Origin of the sequence: Paenibacillus sp. USDA918EY (genome assembly GCF_009870825.1) — a bacterium.
Lineage (GTDB): Bacteria > Bacillota > Bacilli > Paenibacillales > Paenibacillaceae > Paenibacillus_AQ > Paenibacillus_AQ albilobatus.
In genome coordinates this window covers 698,141-715,028 of record NZ_WTWY01000002.1, presented here as the reverse complement: position 1 = coordinate 715,028, position 16,888 = coordinate 698,141, and the positions used below count along the sequence as shown (strand labels likewise).

Annotated in this window: 16 protein-coding genes; 12 read left to right on the top strand and 4 right to left on the bottom strand. The window is 49.7% G+C overall.

The window, feature by feature from the left end; translation table 11 throughout:
- Positions 1–598 precede the first annotated feature (598 nt).
- From GQY55_RS07310 to GQY55_RS07270, 9 genes are all read left to right on the top strand, one after another.
- Entirely contained in the window at positions 599–1,543 is a 945-nt protein-coding gene (locus GQY55_RS07310; RefSeq protein ID WP_160039648.1) for an ABC transporter permease, read from the top strand.
- An 11-nt stretch (positions 1,544–1,554) separates the two neighbouring features.
- A complete protein-coding gene (locus GQY55_RS07305) occupies positions 1,555–2,484 on the top strand; it encodes a carbohydrate ABC transporter permease (protein ID WP_160039646.1) in 930 nt (309 codons plus the stop codon).
- 173 nt (positions 2,485–2,657) lie between these two features.
- Positions 2,658–4,145 carry an ABC transporter substrate-binding protein gene (locus tag GQY55_RS07300; protein WP_160039644.1) on the top strand — a complete coding sequence of 496 codons (1,488 nt, stop codon included), beginning with the start codon at positions 2,658–2,660 and terminating at the stop codon, positions 4,143–4,145.
- 286 nt (positions 4,146–4,431) lie between these two features.
- The gene (locus GQY55_RS07295) at positions 4,432–6,159 is read left to right on the top strand and encodes a sensor histidine kinase (RefSeq protein WP_201452108.1); all 1,728 of its coding nucleotides are present in this window, start codon (positions 4,432–4,434) and stop codon (positions 6,157–6,159) included.
- Between the two features lie 6 nt (positions 6,160–6,165).
- Complete coding sequence (locus tag GQY55_RS07290) at positions 6,166–6,933, top strand: response regulator transcription factor (protein WP_160039642.1); 768 nt, start codon at positions 6,166–6,168, stop codon at positions 6,931–6,933.
- 21 nt (positions 6,934–6,954) lie between these two features.
- Positions 6,955–8,472: an ABC transporter substrate-binding protein gene (locus GQY55_RS07285; RefSeq protein WP_160039641.1), complete on the top strand. Its 1,518-nt coding sequence runs from the start codon at positions 6,955–6,957 to the stop codon at positions 8,470–8,472.
- Positions 8,473–8,668: 196 nt separating this feature from the next.
- Positions 8,669–9,568 carry a copper amine oxidase N-terminal domain-containing protein gene (locus tag GQY55_RS07280; RefSeq protein ID WP_212958130.1) on the top strand — a complete coding sequence of 300 codons (900 nt, stop codon included), beginning with the start codon at positions 8,669–8,671 and terminating at the stop codon, positions 9,566–9,568.
- A 6-nt stretch (positions 9,569–9,574) separates the two neighbouring features.
- Positions 9,575–9,721 carry an LPXTG cell wall anchor domain-containing protein gene (locus tag GQY55_RS32030; protein ID WP_081992433.1) on the top strand — a complete coding sequence of 49 codons (147 nt, stop codon included), beginning with the start codon at positions 9,575–9,577 and terminating at the stop codon, positions 9,719–9,721.
- Positions 9,722–9,871: 150 nt separating this feature from the next.
- Entirely contained in the window at positions 9,872–10,285 is a 414-nt protein-coding gene (locus GQY55_RS07270; RefSeq protein WP_160039637.1) for an ester cyclase, read from the top strand.
- Positions 10,286–10,430: 145 nt separating this feature from the next.
- On the opposite strand, the gene GQY55_RS07265 is transcribed toward GQY55_RS07270, so the two are convergent.
- Both GQY55_RS07265 and GQY55_RS07260 read right to left on the bottom strand, forming a co-directional pair.
- Positions 10,431–11,918, bottom strand: a complete 1,488-nt coding sequence (locus tag GQY55_RS07265) for an MFS transporter (RefSeq protein WP_236575467.1) — start codon at positions 11,916–11,918, stop codon at positions 10,431–10,433.
- A 170-nt stretch (positions 11,919–12,088) separates the two neighbouring features.
- The gene (locus GQY55_RS07260) at positions 12,089–12,868 is read right to left on the bottom strand and encodes an arylamine N-acetyltransferase family protein (RefSeq protein WP_160039635.1); all 780 of its coding nucleotides are present in this window, start codon (positions 12,866–12,868) and stop codon (positions 12,089–12,091) included.
- A 198-nt stretch (positions 12,869–13,066) separates the two neighbouring features.
- Between GQY55_RS07260 and GQY55_RS07255 the strand changes: the two genes are divergently transcribed.
- Together GQY55_RS07255 and GQY55_RS07250 are read left to right on the top strand one after the other, a co-directional pair.
- Positions 13,067–14,410, top strand: a complete 1,344-nt coding sequence (locus GQY55_RS07255) for an aminotransferase-like domain-containing protein (protein WP_160039633.1) — start codon at positions 13,067–13,069, stop codon at positions 14,408–14,410.
- Positions 14,411–14,449: 39 nt separating this feature from the next.
- On the top strand, positions 14,450–14,875 hold the full coding sequence (locus GQY55_RS07250) for a hypothetical protein (RefSeq protein ID WP_160039631.1): 426 nt from the start codon (positions 14,450–14,452) through the stop codon (positions 14,873–14,875).
- Between the two features lie 82 nt (positions 14,876–14,957).
- Here the strand turns inward: GQY55_RS07250 and GQY55_RS07245 are convergent, their stop codons facing one another.
- Both GQY55_RS07245 and GQY55_RS07240 read right to left on the bottom strand, forming a co-directional pair.
- Positions 14,958–15,128, bottom strand: a complete 171-nt coding sequence (locus GQY55_RS07245; protein WP_160039629.1) for a hypothetical protein — start codon at positions 15,126–15,128, stop codon at positions 14,958–14,960.
- Between the two features lie 132 nt (positions 15,129–15,260).
- The gene (locus GQY55_RS07240) at positions 15,261–16,388 is read right to left on the bottom strand and encodes a DUF4261 domain-containing protein (protein ID WP_201452107.1); all 1,128 of its coding nucleotides are present in this window, start codon (positions 16,386–16,388) and stop codon (positions 15,261–15,263) included.
- Positions 16,389–16,614: 226 nt separating this feature from the next.
- Between GQY55_RS07240 and GQY55_RS07235 the strand changes: the two genes are divergently transcribed.
- Positions 16,615–16,824: a hypothetical protein gene (locus GQY55_RS07235; protein ID WP_160039627.1), complete on the top strand. Its 210-nt coding sequence runs from the start codon at positions 16,615–16,617 to the stop codon at positions 16,822–16,824.
- Positions 16,825–16,888 lie beyond the last annotated feature (64 nt).

The following is a 16,888-nucleotide window of genomic DNA, read 5'->3' as shown; positions in this document are numbered from 1 at the left end:
TTAAAATGACATTCAAGCGAAGAGGGCATATTAAGCAAGGAGATGAGTGGTCGTAGAGCGGCCTTAAATTGGCTTAAAGAACGTGAGATCAATCAGTTAGGGTATAAAAAGGCAAAAGATCTATAAATCAAAGGAAGTCAGGGCATTGCTGCGACGGTTGGCTTTTAATGGATAAAGTCACCTTGTAGATGGTGCCTTTTTTGTTATATTAATGAGGCGAAACATGGTGAGATATGGGTAGTGGTGAGCGCCCGATCGAAATGTAATGAGGCGATGCAAGGAGCGATTACCATTCATGGACGGGGAAACATGCAGGAATGAAGGATAATGTGGCCGATACGAAGTATCCGGCATGATGAGGTATTTGATTCATATCCAATTGACGGATTTTTAAAGACAAAGCGGTCATCCACGGGGTGACCTTTTTTTGTTCAAAATGAACCGGCCATCCTCATCTTGCGATTTCCTTGACAATTTCCTTGCAAAACCTAACGTTTGTTGACTACTTTATCATGTTTGTTATCTGGATGAAAGCGCTCTATTTCCTTTAAAATTGACTTACAACAAGCAATATAGGATGACGGAAGAGGTGACAGACATGAGCACTAAGACGAAAGGTAAGCGCTTACGAACGCGATGGCGCAAGCAAGATGCCGAGCTGACGCTTTTGGCGCTGCCGACGACCATATGGTACATTCTTTTCTGCTTCTTACCCATGTTCGGCATCATTATCGCCTTTAAGAACTTTAGAATAAGCGGCGGATTTCTAAGCAACGTCATTAACAGTCCATGGGCGGGGTTGAAGAACTTCGAATTTTTGTTCAAATCGAACGATGCCTGGATCATTATTCGAAATACGCTGGGATACAATATCATTTTTATCGTCCTCGGCATTGTCATCCCCGTTGCTTTAGCCCTGATGGTCGGCATGCTGCACAATCGGAGAGCGGGCAAAGTGTATCAGACCATGATGTTTTTGCCCTATTTTCTGTCCTGGGTCGTCGTTTCGGCAGTAGGCTGGGCATTTTTGAGCTTTGACAAAGGGATTGTCAATCAAATGCTGGTGAATATGGGCGGCGAGCCGATCAACTGGTATATGGAGTCGAAATACTGGCCTTACCTTTTGATCTTCATGCATGTTTGGAAAAGCGTAGGTTACGGTATGGTCGTTTACTTGGCGACAATCACCGGCATTGATAAAACCTACTATGAGGCGGCCGTTATTGATGGCGCTTCCATCTGGCAGCAGACACGATTCATTACCCTGCCGTTGATGAAACTGGTTATCGTCATGATGTTTATCTTGGCCGTGGGCCGCATCTTCTACACGGATTTCGGATTGTTCTTCCAAGTACCGCGGGATTCGAACTCCTTGTTTAACGTGACCACCACCATTGATGTATTGGTTTATAAGCAACTCAAAACGGCAACCGTCGGCATGGCTTCCGCGGCCGCATTCGTGCAATCCGTGCTGGGTTGTATCACGATTCTAACGGCAAACTGGATCGTTCGCAGAATAGATCCGGATAGCGCGATGATGTAGGGGGTGCGTTTATGGCAGCAAGAACGGTTTATGAAAGCGGGTTGGATAAATTCAACCGCCCGAGCAAAGGCGTCAACATCGTGTTCAATCTCATATTTATTTTGCTCGCGTTAGTGTGCGTGGTGCCGATGCTGGTCGTGCTTTCCATATCCTTATCCAGCGAGGACTCCATCCGACAGACGGGATATCACATCATTCCAACCGCGCTTTCCGGCGATGCTTACAGTTATATAGCACAGCAAGGGACGATGATTCTGCGTGCGCTCGGCATATCGGCATTGGTCACGATTGTGGGCACGGTACTGGGCGTGCTGCTGACCGCTTCTATGGGTTACGTCATCTCCCGGCCGAATTACAAGCTCAAGGGGCTGCTGACCTGGATCGTATTTATTCCGATGATCTTTAATGGAGGTTTGGTTTCCAGCTATTACATCAACGCCAATTTGCTTGGACTTAAGGATACGGTTTGGGCGCTGATTTTACCGCTGGCGGTTTCGTCCTTCAACGTCATTATTTGCAAAACGTTCTTTAAGAGCACGATACCGGACGGCCTGATCGAATCCGCGGAAATCGACGGCGCGGGCCAGCTGCGTATTTTCTTCTCGATCGTTTTGCCGATTTCCTTGCCGGTTATCGCAACCATCGGACTGTTCCTGTGCTTTGCTTACTGGAATGACTGGTTCCAATCGATGCTGTACATCAACAACCAGGATCTGTATTCCTTGCAGGCGCTGCTGAATAACTTGATGAGCAACGTGGATGCTCTTGCGAAAAATGCCGCCAGCATGGGCGTCAGCTACGCGATGCTTGCGGCAACGATGCCGAAAGAATCCGCGCGGATGGCGGTGGCGATCATTATCGTGCTCCCTGTAGCCTTTGCTTACCCGTTCTTCCAGCGGTATTTCATTTCCGGCCTGACGATCGGCGCCGTCAAGGGATAAGGCGTCCCCGAAGGCCAAGCATTGGGGAAAAGGTTCCGCTAAAAGCGGTCTGTCCACTTAGAGAATCCGTCGAAAGACGTTTTCTTTTATACATCGCCGTTCTGATCATCGCCAACTTGTATACAAAAATTTCAAAACGGCGCAAGAACAACACTTATAAGGGGGAAATACTTATGAAAAAGCCTTTGAAGCTCCTTTCTACCGCTTGCGTTCTGACGCTTCTGATGTCAGCGCTTGCAGCTTGCGGCTCGAAGTCGGATACATCCGCTTCCGATCCGAAGGCTTCCGATGCTTCCAAAACTTCTTCATCTTCCACTGATGTGCCTACGTTGGTATGGTGGACGATCGGCGGCCAGGTTCCGAACAACTTTGACAAGGCTGTCGCAGCGATGAATGAATACACAGCCGAGAAAATCGGCGTCAAAGTGGATATCAAAGTGGCCAGCTGGGGCGAATGGGATACGAAGATCAACACGATCGTAAATACGGGCGAACCTTTCGATATCATGTTCACGAACGGTTCCAAGTACAATCAGCAAGTTGCCATGGGCGCCTTTGCCGATCTCACGGATCTCGTGCAAAGCGAAACGCCGGATCTGTATAAGCTTATTCCCGAGAAGGTATGGGATGGCTCAAAAGTCGGCGGCAAAATTTATTCCGTACCTACGTACAAGGACTCGTCCCTAACCCAGTATTGGGTATTCGATCATAAGTATGTTGAGAAATACGGCATTGACGTGCCAAACATGAAAACGCTGAAGGATCTCGATAAGCCTTTCCATGACATGAAAGCAGGAGAAGGAAAAAGCTTCTATCCGCTTCCGATGACGCAAAGCGAAGGCTTGAACGGATTCTTTAACGAATACGACGATATGGCCCTTGGACTCGCTCCTATCGGCGTAAAGGCGGACGATGCTTCGCGTAAGGTCGTATCTGTTCTGGAGCAGCCGGACGTGATGGAGAATTTGAAAATGCTGCATCAATGGTATCAAGACGGCATTATCAATCCGGACGCGCCAACCAAGCCTGAACCGGATAAAGGCAAACCATTCATGAGCGCTCAAGGATTCCCTGGTGCAGAAGTGGGCTGGCAAGTCAACAATGGCGTTGAAAAGTACGATATGGTGCAGAATTACGGACCGATCTACACGACGACGACGATCCAAGGTTCTTTGAATGCAATTTCCGCCAACTCGAAATATAAAAAAGAAGCTCTGAAATACCTGGAACTGGTCAATACCGATCCGAAGCTGCGCAACATGCTCGCTTTTGGCGAAGAGGGTGTGGATTACAAGAAAGTGGATGGCGAGAAGGTTGTTGAGCGCACGACAGATACATGGCCGCTCGCTGCCTACACGCAAGGCACATTCTTTGACATGGCAACACAGAAGGATGCCCCTGCAGATCAGTGGGAACAAGTTAAAAAGCTGAATGAACAAGCGTTTGCGTCTTCGCTGCTGGGCTTCTCCATGGATATTTCCAATCTCTCTACAGAGGTGGCGAATACCAAGGCGGTGTGGGACAAATACCGTTATGAATTGCTCACGGGCGCATCCGATCCGGAGAAAATGGTTCCGAAGATCGTGTCCGAACTCAAAGCGGCAGGCATGGATACCCTCATGAAAGCCGCCCAAGAGCAGATTGATGCTTTCTTTAAGTGAGTCATAAAAGCCAACGCCCGACTTGGAAGCCCGAACGGAAGGATCACTTGCCCGTTCGGGCTTTCTTATAATATAAACGCGGTCTGTCTACTGAAGAAGTACGTCGATTGACGTTTTTCCTGTATGAGGACTTTGCCAAAATCCCAATGTCGATCCGGATCGAATTTTGCATCCTCCTGATAGAGGAAAACAAGATATAATGAAATTGCTTCCATGAAGTGGAATGCTCATCGTTCTGGATTTTGCAAAATCCTCCGTTAACAACCTGATGCAAAGGAGGCGTCGCATGGGTTCTTTTCTGCAGATTAAGATATACCGCGGCAAATTCATTGCGTATACGGTATTTGTGGTGACTTTAGGGTTGGCGCTTGGCATTCTGACTTGTGCGATACTGCTGTATCAATGGATCGAAAACGCCCGAACCGAGGCTGTCAGCGCCTTTGCCCGCATCGAAAACGAGCTTCAGTATGATGCGGATCGCATCGAGGCATACATGCAGCGAATATACTCCAACAATCGGCTGATGACCGATGCCAGGTACTTTTTGGGCAATAGCGCGGAGGGGTATCTGACGAACAGGCTGAAAAACAGCCAATTTAACGAACCGCTCGTCTCCTTTCCCGACGATATGAAAGCTTTTTTGTACAGCTCAGGGCAGGGAGACATTACGCAAATCAGCCTTCATACCGCGTCGCGGGGCAATGCGGTTCGCTTTGACAGCAGCGGCAATGACAGCTTCGCGTTCCGCCTGCCGAACACGGATGAAACCTTTCGCGAGACGATCCAAAAGGGATTCGTATACCGCAAAAAGTTATCCGACCCGAACCAGATTTCCCGCCAGATCGGGGAGTTCCGTTTCTTGATCAGCAGCGAGCAGCTGTTCAAAAAAATAAACAGCTACAAATTGGACACGGCTGCAGCCGTAAGCGCTTCCGGCGAGGTGTACATGATCTTAGGCGGGAACCGCCATGCCGGGAAGCTGGTACTTCAAGCGGCGGATGACGGACGAACCAGCGGCTATCTTTCATTAGGCGGGTTGAAAAGCACGTATTTTATGACCTTTTCTTCCACCAAGTTCGATTTCCGCTTCGTCGTTCTTGTCGATCTGCCGATGCTTATGCGTCAAAATACCGGCATTATTGCGGCGGTGTTATTCATTATATTGATGGCGATGATCAGCGTATTGCTCATCATTGTGTACAATCTGCGTGACGACGCGCGATTCCTTCAGCGCATTATCTATTCCATCAAACGCGTGAAAACCGCGGACTTTACGTCGAATTCTCCGGCCCGTTACAGGCGGAACGAATACGGCATGATTGCCCGGGAGTTGGATGACATGGTTCTTCAGCTCGACAAACACATTCGCACGGAATATTTGCTGAAGCTGAAGCAGCAGGAAACGGAAATGCAGGCGCTTCAACATCAGATTAATCCCCACTTCCTGTACAACACGTTAGAAGCCATTCGCTCTACCGCTTTGGTGAACCGCGACGTCGACACCGCCGATGCCATTGCGACCTTAGGCGCTTTATATCGGGATATCGTGAAGAAAGAAAATATTATATCCATCGGCAGCGAGCTGGAACTTTTGCAAAAATATTTGAAAATCATGGAGTTGAAATACCCGGGGCGGTTTTATTATCAGCTGAATGTGGATGAGGCGCTTTGGAACGTATTTACCGTGAAATTTTGGATGCAGCCTCTGGCGGAGAATTTTTTCGTTCATGGCTTCGATCCGGGCAACGAATTTAATTTGCTGGTCGTCAACGGCTGGGAAACGGATCAGCGCTTCGTGCTCGAATTTGTCGACAACGGAAAAGGAATCTCCAGGGAGCGTTTGGACGAAGTGAAGCGGAATCTTTCAAGACGTGACGATGCTCCTGTCAAGAGCATTGGCCTGCGCAACGTGTATACCCGGCTGCATTTTTTCTATGGAGAGGGCTTTTCCATGGGGGTCGATAACAACGAGGAGGCAGGCGTCAAGATTACCGTAACGATCGCAAAGGAGTGATCAGGCATGTACAAACTTCTTATCGTGGATGATGAACCGCAGATTCTGGAGGGCATGAAACGGAGTTTGGATTGGGCAAGCTACGGTTTTCAGCGGATCGAGACGAGCGAAACCGGAGAGGGCGCATTGTCCAAGGCGGTAGAGCTGCTGCCGGATATCGCCATTTTCGATGTGTGCATAGGGACGGAGCGCGGCTATGAAATCATCGGCAAGCTTAAAGAGATGCGCCTTCCCACCCAATATATTATCATGAGCGGCTATAGCGAATTCGAATACGCCCGGGAGGCGATCCGCTGCGGAGTGAAGGATTATTTGCTTAAGCCCGTCGAACGTTCCAAGCTGCAGCAGGTGATCGAAAAAATCATCGTGGAAGATTTGCACGGCACCCTGGGCGGCGCAGGCGGCGAAGATCCGAACACCGATCCGATTTTGGGAATTCCGTACGATCAATTATCCAAGTTGACCAACCGCATTTTGATGATGGTGAAGGCGGAATATGCCCAGAACATCACTCTGAAATCGGTGGCGGAGCGTTTTCGGATGAACAGTACGTACCTTGGACAGCTGTTTCTGAAGGAAGCGCAGATGAAGTTTTCGGAATATTTGATGGCCTATCGAATGCTTCACGCGCGGGAACTCATTTTAACGACCAGCGAAAAAATTTCCAGCATTGCGCTTTCCGTGGGATACCCCAATCTGAATTATTTTTACACCCATTTTCAAAGCTATTTCGGCAAGTCGCCATCGGAAATGAGAAAAAAGAGCCAGGTTTAACGTGACAAAGGAGGCCTTTGTATGCAGCAACCCTCTTTTTGGGGTCGTATCATCCTATATGTTGCATTAACCGTCATGTTAGCGCTGTCGGGGACGGGGTGTTCCTCGTCTTCCGGCGAAGATGAGGGGAAGCCCGGCGGCGCCACGGTGAATCTCATCTACTACACGATCGGCGAGCCGGACAAGGATCTGAAGCTGGTGAACGACAAAATCAATGAGATCCTGGCCAAAAAGATCGGCGTTACCATCACCTACGTCAAGGTAGGCTGGCAAGAGTATGAAGACCGGTTGAACACGATGATCTCGGCGGGAACCCCTTTTGATGTCGCTTTTGCCCAGGACTTCACGGGTTATGCCAAACGTGGCGCATGGCTGCGGCTGGATGACTATCTGTCTACCGTAGGCAAGGACATGTATGAGGTCATCGATCCCGTTTTTTGGCAGGGGGTGCGTATGGACGACGGCGGCATTTACGGCATCCCTACCAATAAAGAACTCGCGGTGCGTCAACAGTGGACGTATCCGGATGAACTGGTGAAGAAGTACGATATCGATATTACAAAATACAACACGTTGGAATCGCTTGAACCCTTGCTGCGGATGATCAAACAAAAGGAGCCGGATTATTTGCCCATGGAGCTGGACAAGGACTCGCAGAACTTCTTTGCCTTGGACGGCTACGAATACGTCATAGACAAGAAGCTGCCTTTGATGGTGAAGTCCTTAGATCCAAACGCCCCCGTGGTGAATATATTCGAAACGAAAGAAGCAAGGCAAGTGCTGAATACGCTGCGGCGCTATTATAAGGCGGGCTACATCAACGAAGATGCCGCTTTACGGGAGAATCAAAAGCTGAAGATAGGTTCGAAGTTGTTCTGGAAAGCCTCCGACGGCGGCCCACTTGCGGTAAACAGCTGGAGCAAGGACCGAGGCTACAAGGTGGTGGCGAACGCCGTCACGCCCGAGCTCGTCACGACGGAATCTTTGCGGGGCGGCATCATGGCGGTCAGCGCAGAAACCAAGCACCCCGTAGAGTCCATTAAATTTTTGAATTTGCTCAATACGGACCCCGAAGTCCGCAATTTGTTCAATTATGGGATAGAGGGCGTGCATTACAGCTTGGACGAGAATGGCCAAGTCGTGCCTATTCCTCCGAAAGACGCCAGCGGGAATCCCATCCCGGATGAAACGCCCGGTTACACGGGGGTCACGTATACTCAGGGCAACTGGTTCATTTTGAAGACAATGGGCGGCGAGTTTCCGGACCCTCTGAATAAATGGGATCAGTTCCGTTCTTCCAACGCAAGAGTCGTTAAATCCAGCATGCTGGGTTTTACGCCCGATCTATCCATGATGCCGATCCAGATGCAGAACATCGAGATGGTATGGCAAAAATATTACCCGAGCCTGATGACGGGCAGCGTGGATATCGATACCGAACTGCCGAAATTCAACCAAGAGCTGAAGCAGGCCGGTCTAAACGAGGTTCGTGCCGAAGTGCAAAAGCAGCTCGACGCTTGGCGTATGGCGCACAAATAGCGGATCTGACCATCCGACCGGATCCATGAAATTGGTACAGTCCTACGCACTTCCATTCGTAACCCAAACGGGTGCTAAACCGTCTCTTAGATGAAGACTTTCCATTAGGAGCTTATCAATCAGGGTAGTTCATTTTTAGTCATGACGATGCGGGGAGTCATTTCATCTAAAAATAGGAAAAAGAGGTGCGATGGTGGTGCTCAAACGTTTGGTTCTATCCATGCTGTTATCGTCCGTGTTATGGTCGGCTTGTTCTGCGTATGCATCGGCTGAGGGGGCCGTGCCTCGGGCGAATGTCGCTGGAATCTCCATTTATCCGTATGAAAAAGGAGTCGATGCCGAATTTTATATCCGCTATGGTGATTCGGGCCAAGAGTCCATCGGCAAAGATTTTGTAGGATTATTTATCAACGGCTCCATTATCAAAAATGCGAATGTGGTGACGGAAAATAACAGAACGCTGCTGCCGGTTCGAATTGTGGCCGAACATTTGGGGGCCCAAATCAAGTGGGATTCCAAAGCCCAAAAAGTCACGATTGCCGATGGCGGCCAAACGGTCGAGTTATTCATGCACTCCACGCATGCCAAGGTAAACGGCAAAAAAGTCGAAATGACTGTCGCGCCAAAAATCATACACCGTAGCACCTACGTGCCTGCGAGATTTGTGGCCGAAGCTTTGCGCGCCAAAGTGGATTATTTTAATGGAAAAGACCTCTCGCAGCCGCATATGGTTCCCAGACTGCCGCATGTAATGATCAGCCGGTATCCAAGCAATGCCAAGATCCTTTCCAAAGAGGCTGCCATCGACAAAGCCAAAAAGGAATTCGTTACCGCGTATGAATCAAAATTCGGCCCATTGGTTCCGCTTGCCGCGAACGAGAAACCGGGTAGGGAAGATGACAAGGCCATTTTGAGGGATGTCATTACACATTTGAAAGTCGAATCGGAGAACGACAGGTATTACGTCATCCCTGTGATGTATGATTTTTGGGTCGATAAGTATACGGGAGATGTGTATACCTTTTATAACGGATTGACGATGTCGATTAACAAATTTGATCCGTATGCCGAAAATGCGTTGTCTTTTCCGGGGTGATGGCGTATGAAGGCCCCTTCGCCAGCGGACCAAACTGGCGAACAGTCTGGCAACAAGCTGCCTAACACGGCAACGAACGTTTACAACCTAGGGTTCCTCGGAATAATCATTCTGTTCACAGGATTGATCATTTGGATAAAACGTAAGGTATAAAGAAGTATCTTTTAAGAAGAAAACACTTTTCTGCGCGAAAGGTGTTTTCTTCTATATGAATGCAGTTCACGAAGGTTGTGGTTTTTTTGTGCTTGCTCCATTTTGCCGAGCCTGTGTCTTTCGTGAAAACAGGATAGAGGAGATGTTTACATGCAAACACTGGAGCAGAAAAATGCGGCTCTCGTCAGCGAATTCATTGAATCCTTTTGGAATCGGAGCGACATGGAAAGCGTGGACCGGTTTTTGTCGGACGATTATCGTGAACTCAGCTACCAATCCAGGGAGGGATTGAAGCAGTTTGCGATGAAAATCCTTGGTGCTTTCCCGGATAAACGCTACATGGTGGAGGAAATGGTCGCCCAAGGCGACAAGGTCCTCGTTCGAATGACCGTAAAAGGCACGGATGAGAGTATGTTTTTTGGCACAGCGCCGACAGGCCGTCAGATCGATGTGACGTTGTACCGTCAGTATCGCGTGTCGGATGGGCGGATTGCCGAACATCGCGGCTGTATCGATATGGTTACGATGTGGAGTCAGATCCGCGGCACCGCAGCCCAAGGATAATGCTGCCCACGGATCAATGAAAAAGCCCTCACGCAGACAGGCAATGCCGCTTCATCCGTCTGCTTGAGGGTGCTTCCTAACCCATTTTAATGTCCATTTGAACAATGAGCCTACAGACGACAGATTTAAAATACTCTCCTGTTGTCTATCTCCTCTGCTCCGAATCCGTCCCCGATTCATGGATCATCGCGTGCTCTTCATGCCACCACAGCGCTTCTTCCGGTTCCTTCAGCAGCTCCTTGATTTCATGTTTCTCCTCGACGGCCGGCGGGGAGCCGCGCAGCGCTTTGCCCGAGGTGTCGGTAAACCAAAACGTGACGACAACCAAACCAATGATGGACGTCGCCATCAAAAAATAGGCCGGGACGAGATTGTTTTTGGTCAAATTAATGAGCCAAGCCATAACGAGAGGCGTCGTACCGCCGAACAAGGAGGCCGAGATATTGTACGTGACCGCAAGTAAGCCATACCTGACATCGGTAAAAAACAGGGCGGGCAGCACGGAAGGCATCGTCCCTTCAAAGCAGGTCAGGAATACCGCCAGAATGAGCAGTCCCAAAAATACGAGCCCGAGTTTCCCGCTGCTGATCCACAGAAAAGCCGGGAGAGACAGGATGAGCAACCCGGCCAGGCCTATCTGCATAATGCGTTTGTTGCCGATCCGGTCGCTGAAATAACCCATGGCCAGCACGATCGGAATCATGATGAACATGACGATCAGAATCAGGAGCAGCCCTTCGGCCTCCCCGTAGCCGAGTACGGCGGTCAGGTGCGACGGCATATAGGACAGGACCATGTAATCGACGACGTTAAAGAAAAAGACGAGCACGGTACAGATCAGAATGACTTTCAAATGCCTCGAGAACAGTTCCCGGAGCGGCGTTTTCGGCTTATCCTCATCCTTGGCTTGCTCCATCGCTTCAAAAGCAGGCGTTTCCTCCAAATGGCCGCGAAGATACAGCCCGACCAAACCGATCGGAGCCGCGATGAAAAAAGGAACCCTCCAGCCCCAAGCAAGCATCTGCTCGGAACCGAGAAGATACGTCAGCAGCGTGACCAAACCGGACCCGGCAATATAACCGACCAAGGTTCCTACTTCAAGTCCGCTGGATAAAAAGCCCCTTTTTTTATCGGGCGTCGATTCGGCGATAAAGGTCATCGCTCCCGAATACTCCCCGCCCGTGGAAAAACCCTGGACCAATCGGGCAAGCAAGAGCAGAACCGAAGCCGTCGTTCCGATGGAGGCGTAACTCGGGATGAGTCCGATGCACAGCGTAGAAATCGCCATCATCAACAGGGTGATGGTCAGCACTTTTTTTCGGCCCCAGCGGTCTCCGAGACGACCGAAAAACAATCCGCCAAAAGGCCTCACGATAAACGCGATGGAAAATGTGGCGAACGTATAAATCAGCTGCACCGAACCGGCCATTTCCGGAAAAAACACTTTCCCGATCACGACCGCAAGATAAGAATAAATCCCGAAATCGAACCATTCCATCGCGTTCCCGAGAGCCGTTGCGATGACGGCTTTTTTCGCCATTTTTGCATCGACGATCGTGATATCGTCTTTATGCAGCTTGGGCTTCGAACGTTTGCCGATCAGCGGCCATTTATGCTTTTCATGACTGTTCATCGTTTTCTGATCTCCTAACGACAAAATTGATCATTTCGCCGTTAGTATTCGCTGGAAACGGGAGGATGATGCGTGATGGCCGGATTTGCATGCAGGAACAGGGCCGGAAGGAAATAACTCCTCAATTGGCCCTTTTCGTGGATTATTCATCCTGGTACATGGTACCGGGTTCAGCGCTCAATCTGTTTGGGCGGAGACTTAATGTTGAAAATATCGGCTAAAACTTTTTCGAAATCTCCAGGCTTTATCACTTCTTTCGCTTTCCGGTTCTCCATCACCATCGTCAAAGAATGATCATTAAGCGTGATGCGCCCCGCTTCGGTTAGGATCATTGCGACCGGCATCTTGTTGAATTTGGACTGTTCGCCGTATTGGGTCATCATAAATACATCGTAAAAATCTTTCAACTGCTTCGTTTCGGCCGGATCGAATTTATATAAGGTATCCCAGTCCGATCCTTCCCGTCTCTCAAGGACAAGCTTCCCCTCCCGGTCACCCCAAGGACGAATCCGGTAGGAGCCGCCGTCCGCATCATGCACCTCTTTGCCGGTTAACGGAACGGGCTGTCTTGGAGTTCTCCCCCCGAAACCGACGTCGACCAAATAATCGGAGCCGTCGACCCGTACCATGTTGATGGCATGGGAGCCCGTCAAAAACCATCCATCCTCTGTTTTGACGGTAGCCGCAGTCAGCGATACGGAAAAACCAAGCTTGCGCAGCAGCTCGTGAAACAAGCCGTTTAATTCGTAACAGACGCCGCCCCTTTCGCGCGAGACGATTTTGTCGTACTGATTTTCGGCGTTTAGGGATAGGGGGATACCGCCTACGATATCCAAATTTTCAAACGGGATGCGGGTGACGTGACCGTTCTGGAGAAGCCGGAGGAAATCCAGCGACGCCTGTCTTTGTTCCTTTATGCCTAATCGTGTCAAATATCCATTAACATTCATGGATCACTGCCTCCTTCTTCTCGGCCTGCCCGTCATGACGAATCAACAGGACTCGGCGAAATCTTATATTTCTAAGGTATGTGAAAACGAAGCGACCAACAATGCCGTTTTGAAGCAACTGTATCGATACAGTTTGCAGGTCAGGTATAATATGGATCAAAAGAGTACGCCATTTGAAAATGGAAGGGAGAACCGTTCGTGAAAAAATATGCTGCCATTTTGTCGGACATGGAACAGAAAATCCGGCAGGGAAAGTTTGCTCCAGGCCAAAAGCTTCCTTCCGTTCGCGATGCAGCTGGGCATTACCGGTGCAGCGTCAGTACGGTCACCCGCGCTTATGCTGAACTCGAAAGACGGCATGCCATTTATGCGATTCCCCAAAGCGGTTATTATGTCGTAGACAAACCGATGGACGAAGGGGACGGACAGGAGAACGGGGTCATTGATTTTGCTTCGGCATTGCCGGATATCAATCTGTTTCCGTATCTCGATTTTCAGCACTGCCTGAACAAGGCGATCGACACCTACAAACATCACCTCTTTACCTACGGCGGCAATCAGGGAATGGAGAGTCTGCGCCATACGCTCGTCTCCCATTTGGCCGGTGACCAGGTGTTCGCCAAAAGCGAACAGATTTTCATCACATCGGGCGCGCAGCAGATGCTTGAAATGCTGGCAAAAATGCCGTTTCCGAACGGAAATGAGGTTATTTTGGTCGAACAGCCCAGTTATGACATCTATTTGCGTTTTTTAGAAACGGAAAACCTGCCGGTCAAAGGAATTGTTCGCACTGCGGACGGCATCGATCTTGCGGAGCTGGAGGAAACGTTTCGAAGCGGCGGGATCAAATTTTTTTATACAATGACGCGTTACCACAATCCGCTGGGTACCTCGTATACGGTTCAGGAGCGTAAAGCGATTGCCAGGCTGGCGGACAAATATGGCGTGTACGTCGTTGAGGACGACTATATGGCGGATCTGGGGAATGAGCGCGGTTTTGATCCGATTTTTGCATACAGCAGGAAAGAACATGTCATTTACGTAAAAAGCTTTTCGAAAATCATTTTCCCCGGACTGCGTTTGGGGGCTGCCGTTATGCCCGGGCATCTTGTGGAGACGTTTCGCCATTACAAAAGGTACCCGGACACTTCGCTCCTCTCCCAGGCCGCGCTTGAGATCTATATCAAAAACGGCATGTATGAGCGCCATAAGCATGCCATTTGCAATCAATACGCCGCCCGCATCCGGGCAGCAAACGATGCCATTCAAAGGCATAATAAGGATGGGGTGATTGAGGCTGCGCACGTCGCCTCGGGCATCTACATCCAGCTGAAGGTGCCGCGTACGGTAAACTTGGAGCGTCTTGTGGCACGGCTTGAAGATCGGGGCATTAAAGTCATCTCCGGAAAAAAACATTATCTATCGCATTTCCGAACGCGGGAAAAGTTTATCCGGATCAGTATTTCCCGGGCCCGGCTGGAGCAAATCGATGAAGGCATACGAGGAATTGTCGAGGAGATAAAGCGAAATGACAGTTGGTAGCGTTAAATACCACCCAGTTATCCTTAAAAGGAGGTTCGTATGGGATACTTGCTGAAATTGAACGGGATGAGCCTGCTGTATGCGTTTGTTCTTTTCGTTCATATTGAACTCACGATGAATATGTACCGAATCGAACGGCTCACCGGATGGGCGGATACCGGCAAGCTGATCGATGCGGCGCAGGTGCTGATTTTCATCGGGTTCACGGTTCTTCTATTCACCATTAACAAGCGTTGGACGGGCAAGCAAAAATGGCGGTATGTCACGACAATCCTTTGGCTTCCTTATTTATATGTACTGATCTACAGCTTTGCGGCGCTGTACCCGATCACGGACCCGCAGGAGGTGCCGCTGCCCGCCGTCGGGTTGATCGCGCTTGGCGAAATGCTGGTTTTTCCGCTTTATGTCGCGGCGATTCAACTTTTTTCGAGGGATTTTGCAGCTTCATTCAACACAAAAGGTTAATCTCAAGCCGCTAAAGCGACCTAAAATTAACCTTTGTGAACCGCCGACATGAAGTCTCCTATGCTGTCCGGATCGAGCGCGATTAATATAGACGTTCTTCGCCGGTAACCGGATTTTTAAATGCGGAACGGAATTCGCTGCCGGGTTCTTCGGCAAATTCCGTGTCTTCGGCTTCAGGGCCCTGGCTGCGGTTTATTTTCGTGGTTCGATCCAGCCATTCGGCCTGTTCAGCTTTGTTTTGTTCCTTATCCATTCGGCTAAGTTACCTCCTGTGTTTTAGATCCGTACCGCCTTAGGATGCAATTTCCATCGCACCTCTATGCATTGGATAGCCAAATGAAATGTGGATCGTGCAAAGCCAACATGTTTGGATGCCGGAGCGGGCTCAAAATTTGATTTTAAGGCTGTCGCCTTCGACGTACACGCCTTCCGAAAGGTTGATGGGCAGCTTCTGTTCGGCGCTGAAGCCGATCGTTTCCCCGTCTCTTAACGTGACGTTTTGTTCCACGATATAACTGGAGATGTCGATCAAAAAATCGCGAAGCTCGGAAGGGGAGACCTCACTGTCCAGCACTTCGATTTCGTCCTTGCCGAAGGATTTCAATCCCAAGGTGTAGCCGCTGATGCCGTTCTCCGAACGGACGAGGCCAAAATGAACCAGGTTCAGCAGCGGGAAAAAGTCGTCATCCGTTTTCATCAGTTCCGCGAATTCCACGAAAATTTCGGGCTGAAAGACGGTGCCGGAGGAATACAAACCGACCGCGTTCGGAAGCTTCAAGCAGCTGGCTGCCATCTTGGCGTATAATTTGCCGCTGTCCAGCGGGGAACCGGAGCGGGTAAATACGGCCAGGATGATTTGAGCCACATGGGTTTTCGTTTTTTCCACGGCGTCTTTCCAGAGGTAGTTCCACTTAGCGTTGCGTTCGGCTTCTTCATCCGGGACGGGAGCATTGACAAAGCTTAACGCCACGGTGAAGCCTTCCGTTTCGAAGACGAGAATGCCTTCTTTTTCTTCCTTGGAATGTTCCTCGCTTTCTTGCGGGCAGGAGATATTCCAATCCTCCCATAGATTCTTTTTGATTTGCTCCATGTCGCATTCCGGCGAATCCAGCAGCACGAACCCGTTAAACAGACCCCCATTGTCATTTTGAGTTGCTTCCTGAGGTTCTTCGTTTTGCTCCGCCTCGAGCGCCGCCGCCTGCTTCATCCAGAACTCGCGGATCATTTCTACCATGACGATGGCCTCCTGTTGGGCCGTGGCAGGATCATAGGGCTCCATTTCGCTGAAAACATGGCCGCAATGTTCGGTATCCAAGTCATGTTCATAGCCGCCGCACACGCCGAGCAGCCATTTTCCGAGCAGGGTCTTTTTATACTTGAATATGTAATAGCGCATACCGTGCAAATCAAATTCTCCCGCAAGTTCGATTTTGCTAGGCTCCCGTCCTAGTTCGCGTTCATCCGCCAGCCAGTCGATCATGGACTGCATGGCTGCTTGCCGTTGGGTCGTCATTATTTCCGCTCCTTTATCGAAATATAGTCTTTAAAGGTACATTCTACCAACCGCAGGAGCTGAATTCAAATTCATGGATTGCGGCGTGAAAGCTTGATCAAGCGCGTGTTTTCTCCAACATATTGTGATGTATGTCATAGGAAGCGGGAAATTGGATTTTGAATAATAAGGAGAGCCGCTTTGCAAAATTTGAAGCAAAGTGAAGCATGGCAGAGGAGGGGAGTCAATGTCAGTCGGCTGTGAGCAGGATTATATGATCGAGCGCGTAAGGGAGGCTTTTGAGTGCAGGGTGTTGTGGTGCGAAGGGCGCCCATGTTTGGAGTACGGCAGCAGAGAGGAGCTGGACCGCATATCCGCTTACGTCAAAACCGAGTTCGGTAAAGAACTGCTCGACGTGTTTTTTACTGCCGTTGAAAGCCTTCCGCCGGGATCTTGAACTACTGGTTTGATAACCCTGAGCCGTAAGAGAGACGTTTAGTGTAAGAAAAAACTCATCATGC